Here is a 7,765-nt window from a genome sequence, read left to right on the forward strand (position 1 = left end):
CACGCGGTCGAGGTGCCCGACCCAGTACTGCGGAAGGCCGCCGCCCCAGCGCTGCACGACGGCGTCGACGGGCGTTGCCGTGAGCCCGGTCGCGGCGGCGAGGTCGGCGAGCGATGCCTGCACCAGCTGGTCGTCGGGGACCTGCAGTGTCGCCTGCTCCCCGAAGCGGCCCAGCGAGGTGCGCAGCACGAGCAGCCCCTGCTCCTCCCCCGCGGCGCGGACCCAGGCCCACTTCGCGAACGAGAACGTCGACGCCTTCACCTGCCGGCCGTCCACCGGCGGCACCAGGAACCCGGAAGCACCGACGTCGAGCGCCTCCCGGACGCCTCCGTCGTCCGCGCGGAAGGCGAGCGTGACGAGGGCGACCGATGCGTAGCAGACCTGCAGCAGCTCGTCGGCCGCCGCGGGCGCGACGTCGGAGAGCAGCCTGGCCGCGGGCGGCGCCGGCGTGGCGACCACCAGCAGCTCCGCCGTCTCCTCGCCGTCCGAGGTGCCGACCGCGAAACCGCCGTTCGTACGACGGATCGCGGTGACCGTCGCTCCGTGGCGGACCTCGACGCCGGGCCGCCCATGAAGGTCGGCCTCGAGCGCCTCGGCCAGGCGCCACATGCCGCCGTCGACGCCGGCGAAGACCGGGGCGGCGTCGGCTGGCGCGGGCGGGAGGACGAATTCTGGCCGCGCGATCAGGTCGACCAGCTGGGGCACGGCCGCCGTCGCGGAGATGTGCCGAGCCTGACCGGCGTAGACGCCGCCGAGCAGCGGCTCGACGAGCCGGTCCACCACCTCGTCGCCGAAGCGGGTCGCCACCAGCTCGCCGACGGACGCGTCGTCGTCGGGCTGCGGAAGGAGCTGGTGCCGGGCCCGGACCATCCCCTCCTCGCCCAGGATCCCGGTCTCCTCCAGCTCCTCGAGGTCGAGCGGTGCGCCCATGAGCGTGCGCGGCAGCCGCCGGAGCGCACCACGGGTCCACACCCGCGAGGTGGCGCCGGTCGGGTGGACGATCGGCAGCCCGAGCTCGCGGGCGAGATCGACCCCCTCGGGTCGGCGGTGGATCATCGCCTCCGCGCCGACGTCCACCGTCACTCCGGCGACCTCGCCGCGGCGGAGCTTGCCGCCGGCGCGGTCCGTCGCCTCGAGCAGCAGCACGTCGCAACCGGCGTCGGCCAGGTCCCGGGCCGCCGCCAGTCCGGCGACGCCACCACCGACCACGACCGCTCGCTGCACGGTCCCAGCGTGCCAGAGACGGGAACCAGACTCGGACCGCCCGCGTCGGAGCAGAATGACGACCCAGCGATCCCGGTTCCTGCTCGCCTCGATGGCGCTCGCCGTCGCGCTCACCACCGGCGCATGCGCCGCGGGTGACTCCATGACCAGCTCCGAGGACTCCGGCGGCGTCGCCGAACCGGCGGCCGACGCGCCCGCGGCCGCCACCGACGGCGGCGGCGACGATGCCGGGCAGACCGACGACCGCGCGATGGATCGGTCAGGCCTGGCCGGGGAGGGGGTCGAGCCCCGGACCCCGGCGGTGATCGCCACCGGCACCGTCTCCCTCGAGGCCGACGACGTGGGCGACGCACGGTTCGACGTGCAGAAGATCGTCGATCGCGCCGGCGGCAGCGTGGTCGAGCAGGAGACCACGACCGACGACGACGGGGAGCTCGACACCGCGCGGATCGTGCTGCGGGTGCCGAGCGAGAGGTTCGCGGAGACCCTCGACGCGCTCGAGCGGGTCGGGTCCCTCCAGAGCTCCACCACCGGCACGGACGACGTCACCACCGAGGTGATCGACGTCGACGCCCGGATCCGGGCCCAGGAGAAGAGCGTCCGTCGGATCGAGGCACTGCTCGCCCGCGCCACCACCTTGCGCGAGATCATCGCGATCGAGGCCGACCTGTCCCAGCGCCAGGCGGACCTCGACTCGCTGAAGTCCCGCCAGCAGTGGCTCGAGGACCAGACCGCCCGCTCCACGATCACCGTGCACCTCGAGCGCACCGACGACGAGGAAGAGGAGGAGACCGCCGACGGGTTCCTGGGCGGCCTGCGCGCCGGGTGGGACAGATTCGTCGACGGCGGCGCGGCGGCGCTGACCGTGATCGGGTTCGTCCTCCCGTGGGCGATCGCGCTCGCGGTCATTCTCGTGCCGGCGCTGCTGTGGCTCCGGGCGAGCCGGCGGCGTCGTACGCCGCTGACGACCGCTGGTCCGCAATGATGGCTCAATGACCGCCCCCACCACCCGCCTCGCGGTGCTCATCGATGCCGACAACACCTCGCCCAAGCACGTGAGTGGACTCCTCGAGGAGCTGGCCCAGTACGGCGTCACCACCGTGAAGCGGGCCTACGGGGACTGGACCACCACTCAGCTGACCGGCTGGAAGACCGAGCTCAACCAGCACGCGATCGCGCCCGTGCAGCAGTTCTCCTACACGACCGGCAAGAACTCCACGGACTCCGCGCTGATCATCGACGCGATGGACCTGCTGTACTCGGGGAACCTCGACGCGTTCGCGATCGTGTCCAGCGACAGCGACTTCACCCGGCTGGCGACGCGCATCCGGGAGTCGGGCAAGACGGTCTACGGCCTGGGCCTGCGCAAGACCCCGACGTCCCTGGTGGCCGCCTGCGACCGGTTCATCTACCTCGAGGTGCTGGGCGGTGGCGTGTCCGAGGGTGAGTCCGCCTCCGCCGAGCCTCTCCCCGACCTGCAGAAGCTGCTCACCCGCGCGGTCAACAGCACCTCCGGCGACGACGGGTGGGCCCACCTGGGCGCGATCGGCACCTACCTCAGCTCGGCGAGCGCGTCCTTCGACCCCCGCAACTACGGGTTCCCCAAACTGGTCGCCCTCGCCGAGGCCCAGCCCTTCCTCGAGGTCGAGAACATCGGCGGCGGTACGACGAAGGTGCGCCTGGTCCCCAGCAAGGGCCGGTCCGGCAACGCGGCGCCGGCGACGAAGACCGCCGCCAAGAAGACCACCACCCGGCGGCGGTCCCGGTCGACTCAGTCCAACGGGTAGGACTGCACGAACTCGGTCAGCCGCGCGAGCTGGTCGGGATCGGTGCTCGGGATGACACCGTGCCCGAGGTTGAAGATGTGGCCGCGGGCGGCCCGACCGGCGGTGATGACCTCCGCGGCGCGGGCGGTCATCACCTCGGTCGGCGCGAAGACCAGCGTCGGGTCGAGGTTGCCCTGCACCGATCGGTCGCCAACCACCGGGATCGCCCGGTCCAGCGGGGTCCGCCAGTCGACGCCCACCACGTCGGCACCGGCGTCGCCCATCAGGTCCAGCAGGTTCGAGGTTCCGACGCCGAAGTGGATCCGCGGCACGCCGAGGTCGCCGACCGCCGCGAGCACTTCAGCGGAGTGCGGCTGCACGTAGCGCGCGTAGTCCCCGGGAGTGAGCGCGCCCGCCCACGAGTCGAACAGCTGCACCGCGGAGGCGCCGGCGGCGACCTGGGTCCTGAGGAACGTCGCCGAGATGCCCGCGATCTTGCGCATCAGCGCGTCCCAGACGTCAGGGGCGCCGAACATGAGCGCCTTGGTCCGGGCGTGCTCCTTGGACGGGCCGCCCTCGACGAGGTACGACGCCACCGTGAACGGAGCGCCCGCGAACCCGATGAGGGGGGTGCCGCCGTTGATGCCGACGAGCTCCGTCACGAGCCCCCGCACGGCGTCGGTGATGTACGGGATGTGCTCGGGGGTGAGGTCCGGGATCGCCGCCACGTCCGCGAGCGTCCGCACCGGGTCGGCCACGACCGGTCCCACCCCGGGCACGATGTCGAGGTCGACGCCGATCGCCTTGAGCGGCAGCACGATGTCGGAGAAGAAGATCGCCGCGTCCACGCCGTACCGCCGGACGGGCTGCAGGGTGATCTCGACGATCAGCTCCGGGGTCGCACAGGCGTCGAGCATGGCGACGCCCTCACGGACCTTGAGGTACTCGGGCAGGGAGCGGCCGGCCTGGCGCATGAACCACACCGGCGTGTGCGGGACGGCCTCCCCGCGGGCCGCCTTGAGGAAGGCGCTGTTCCTGACTGCCTGGTCACTCACGGGGCCAGCGTCTCAGGTCGACGGCGTGGGACGCACATCCGAGGGCTCAGGACGGCTTAGGGTGGGCTCATGGTCGCCCGGCAGGAGTCGAACCAGGGGTCCGGCCCGGCCGGAGCACCCCCCGAGTTCATCGCTGCCGTGGAGAGCCTCAGGGCCGCAGTGTTCCGGCCCGAGGTGTTCTGCGAGGAGATGCCTGCGCCGCAGCGGATCGCGCCGTACGCCAGCGCGCTGTCCGCCGATGTCACGGTGAACGACGAGGAGGTCGCCACCGGGCGGCTCGTCGTGCTCCACGACCCGGCAGGCAACGACGCGTGGGACGGCACCTTCCGGTGCGTGGCCTACTGCCGTGCCGAGATCGACAGCGACCTGGCCAACGATCCGATGCTGACCGACGTGGGCTGGACCTGGTTGACCGACGCGCTGGACGCGCACGGCGCCGCCCACGGCGCGGAGTCCGGCACGGTCACCCGCGTGGCCACCGAGAGCTACGGCACCATGGCCGGCGAGCCCGGCAACGCGCAGCTCGAGATCCGCGCGTCGTGGACTCCGAGCAACCCCGCGGACCTGACCCGCCACGTCGAGGCCTGGGGCGAGCTGCTCTGCACCGCCGGCGGGCTGGAGCCGGTCCCGGAGGGTGTCGCCGTCATGCCGTCACGCCGCGGTCAGCGGGGTAGCGCCGGCTGATGGCTGGACCGGACGAGCAGGACCCCTCGGTGACCGAGGCGGACGAGTCGGCCGCTGCGCCCGAGGAGGAGCAGCCCGTCGAGCTTCTCGAGCTCTCCGGCGGCCTGCCCTTGATCATCGACACCCTAGAGGCGCTCGAGGAGTACTGCGCGGCGCTCGCGCGAGGCACCGGCCCGGTCGCGATCGACGCCGAGCGCGCCTCGGGGTACCGCTACTCCAGTCGCGCCTACCTGATCCAGCTCAAGCGGGAGGGCGCCGGCATCGCGCTCGTCGACCCGATCCCGTTCGGCACCCTCGAGCCGCTGGCCGAGGCGATCGGTGACACCGAGTGGATCCTCCACGCCGCCACGCAGGACCTCCCGTGCCTGGCCGAGGTCGGCCTGAGGCCCGCCGCGCTGTTCGACACCGAGCTGGCCGGCAGGCTGTTGAACTATCCCCGGGTCGGTCTGGCGACCCTCGTCGAGACCCTGCTCGGACGCCAGCTCCTCAAGGAGCACTCCGCGGTGGACTGGTCCACCCGGCCGCTGCCGAAGCCCTGGCTGGAGTACGCCGCGCTCGACGTCGAGGTGCTCGTGGAGCTGCGGGAGCTGCTGTCCAGGGAGCTGGAGGAGACCGGCAAGGCGGACTGGGCGCGCCAGGAGTTCGAGAACCTCCGCGGCTTCCAGCCGACGGTGCGGGTGGATGCCTGGCGTCGAACCTCCGGGCTGCACAAGGTGCGCGGACGCCGCACCCTCGGTGCCGTGCGCTCCCTGTGGGAGACCCGTGACCGGCTCGCGCAGGAGCGGGACGTCACGCCGGGCCGGCTGATCCCGGACTCCGCGATCGTGGCCGCCGCGACGGCGATGCCGACCAGTCGGGGGGCATTGATGAGCACCTCGGGATTCCACGGCCGCGGGGCGTCGCGCTATGCCAACGAGTGGCTCGCCGCGATCCGCGAGGCGGCGGAGATGCCCGAGGACCAGCTGCCCACCCGGGTCACGCACGGCGACGGGCCGCCCGCGCCGCGGACCTGGGCCGACAAGGACCCGGTCGCGGCCCGGCGGCTCGAGCTCGCCCGAGCGGCGGTGTCGGCGATCGCCGAGGAGCATGCCGTACCGCTGGAGAACCTGCTGACCCCCGACCACCTGCGCCGGGTGATGTGGACCCCGCCGAAGACCCGGGACCCCGTGGAGCTGCTGGAGGCGGTGATCGACCAGTTCAACGCACTGGGCGCACGCAGCTGGCAGGTCGGGCTGACCGCTCCCGCGCTGACGCGGGCGATCCTGGAGGCCGACGAGTGGAAGCGTCAGTCTCGCTTGCGGTCGTCGGTGGCCGACCCCGACGGCGACGGCTCGAACGGCGAGGGCTCGGACGTGGAGCCTCCGGACGTCGAGGCCCCGGACGTCGAGGCCCCGGGCGACGAGGCGTCGGACGACGGCGCCCCGGAGTCGGCGTCGGACTCCTCCGGCTCGTAGTCCGGGTCCAGGAGCGTGCGCGACTTGTCGTCGATCGCGGTCAGCAGATCCTTGAGGTCGCCGAACACCGGGGCGGTCAGCAGCGCCTCGATGTCGGGGGCGACGAGCGCCTCCAGCTCCGCGCCCTCCTCCATGATCGGCGGCAGCACGACCGTGCGGACGGCGTTGTTGAAGACCATCGAGTGCTCCGGCGCCTGGTCGGGTTGCAGGAACGCCGGCGACAGGGCCACCTTGAGGTTGCTCGGCTGGAGGTAGCCGGTCTGGCTCACCCGCGCCACGGCCTCCTCGCTCACCAGGTAGGTCAGGAAGTCCGCCGAGCTGCGCACCCGCTGGGGCTTGCCGCCGGTGAGGCAGATGCCGTTGACCTCGCCGATGGTGTGGCTGGACCCCAGCGTCGGCATCGGCATGACGTCGAAGTCGAGCCCCTTGGTCCTCCTGAGCTCGGGGGTGAGCTCGCGGAAGCCGGCGATCATGGCGACCCGGCCGCGCTTGAACCACTCCAGCGCGGGACGGCGCTGGAGCTGCTTGGAGCTCAGTGTGAGGCGCGCGTCGCGGAGCACCTCGAGGGTCTGCCGCAGCGCGTCGGCGGAGTCGTCCTCGCTCAGCGCCAGGCTGGTCGGCGCGGCCTCGTCGTCGAAGAGCTTGCCCCCGCCGGAGAGGATGAACGGCGCCAGCCCGTCGAGCGTCGGGTCGATGTGGACGCCGCGGGTCCCCTGGCGCGGCCGGCTGGCGAACTCGGCAGCCGCGCGGAACTCGGCGAGGTCCCAGCCCGTGTGCTCGGGGTCGGGGGTGGGGAGGCCCTCCTCCTCCATCTTCTCGAAGTCGACCAGGTCGGTGTTGTAGTAGATGACCATCGGTGAGGTCGTGTAGGGCATGCACTGCAGGTCGTCGTTGACGGAGAACGCCGCGACCGCATCGCGGGAGAAGTCGTCGCCGATGGGGATCTCGCGCTCCTCGAGCAGGTCGAGCAGCGGCCGGTTGCGCTTCTCGGCGATCGTCTCGGCGAGCTCGCTGCGCGGCAGCAGGTAGAGGTCGGGGTGCGCCGCGCCGCTGCGGATGTCCTCCAGCATCGACCCGGCGTCGGGCCAGGAGCTGACGGACACGTTGGTGTCCTTGCTCGAGACGTTGTAGTCGTCGACCACTGCCTGGAACGCCGCGATCTCGGCGTCGCTGCCCCACACCGCGAGGTCGAGCTGCACCACCGTCGGCTTGGTCGTCGGCTCCGCCGGCGGGTCCTGCTCGGCCCTGCCGTCGGAGATGGCGATCATGCCGATGAGCACCGCCACCGCCACGATCACGACCACTGCGATCGTCCGCCAGTCGAACCGACCCACGCCTGACATCCTCGCCCTATCCGCCGCTCTCCCTGAACCACGCCACCCTAGCGGCCGGCGCCCGCACGGGACGCGCGGCGCGAGCCTGCCCGCCGCGCAGCGCGACGCTCTCGGTCGGTCACGCGCCGCTGCCGGCCGGTGGACGGTTCGAGCACGCCGAGCCGGGAGCGCCTCACGGCGCAGGGCCGCTCGTAGCGGCTTTTAGTTGGGACCCGGGGCTGCCGCGGCCCGGCGTGCTCGGCTGCCCA

General features: G+C 72.6%; 6 protein-coding genes and 1 pseudogene. 4 read left to right on the forward strand and 3 right to left on the reverse strand.

The features are described 5' to 3' along the window. Positions 1 to 1,224, reverse strand: a 1,224-nt coding sequence (locus tag E7Z54_RS03010) for a protoporphyrinogen/coproporphyrinogen oxidase (RefSeq protein ID WP_136431529.1), incomplete at its 3' end; no start/stop codon positions are given. A 55-nt stretch (positions 1,225 to 1,279) separates the two neighbouring features. Here E7Z54_RS03010 and E7Z54_RS03015 point away from each other — a divergent pair. Continuing rightward, a complete protein-coding gene (locus tag E7Z54_RS03015) occupies positions 1,280 to 2,209 on the forward strand; it encodes a DUF4349 domain-containing protein (protein WP_136431530.1) in 930 nt (309 codons plus the stop codon). 7 nt (positions 2,210 to 2,216) lie between these two features. Then, on the forward strand, positions 2,217 to 3,011 hold the full coding sequence (locus E7Z54_RS03020) for an NYN domain-containing protein (RefSeq protein ID WP_136431531.1): 795 nt from the start codon (positions 2,217 to 2,219) through the stop codon (positions 3,009 to 3,011). Here the strand turns inward: E7Z54_RS03020 and hemE are convergent. Next, positions 2,996 to 4,045, reverse strand: coding sequence for a uroporphyrinogen decarboxylase (gene hemE, locus E7Z54_RS03025; protein WP_136431532.1), 1,050 nt, complete (start codon positions 4,043 to 4,045; stop codon positions 2,996 to 2,998). The two genes, E7Z54_RS03020 and hemE, sit on opposite strands and share 16 nt — an antisense overlap. Positions 4,046 to 4,114: 69 nt before the next feature. Between hemE and E7Z54_RS03030 the strand changes: the two genes are divergently transcribed. Next, entirely contained in the window at positions 4,115 to 4,729 is a 615-nt protein-coding gene (locus E7Z54_RS03030; protein WP_136431533.1) for a DUF3000 domain-containing protein, read from the forward strand. Beyond that, the gene (locus E7Z54_RS03035) at positions 4,729 to 6,183 is read left to right on the forward strand and encodes a ribonuclease D (RefSeq protein ID WP_136431534.1); all 1,455 of its coding nucleotides are present in this window, start codon (positions 4,729 to 4,731) and stop codon (positions 6,181 to 6,183) included. Before E7Z54_RS03030 ends, E7Z54_RS03035 begins: the two co-directional genes overlap by 1 nt. Positions 6,184 to 6,404: 221 nt before the next feature. Here E7Z54_RS03035 and E7Z54_RS23945 read toward each other — a convergent pair. Continuing rightward, positions 6,405 to 7,526: pseudogene (locus E7Z54_RS23945) on the reverse strand (ABC transporter substrate-binding protein); the annotation flags it as partial. Positions 7,527 to 7,765: the final 239 nt, after the last annotated feature.

Origin of the sequence: Nocardioides sp., from assembly GCF_004803405.1 — a bacterium.
GTDB lineage: Bacteria > Actinomycetota > Actinomycetes > Propionibacteriales > Nocardioidaceae > Nocardioides > Nocardioides vastitatis.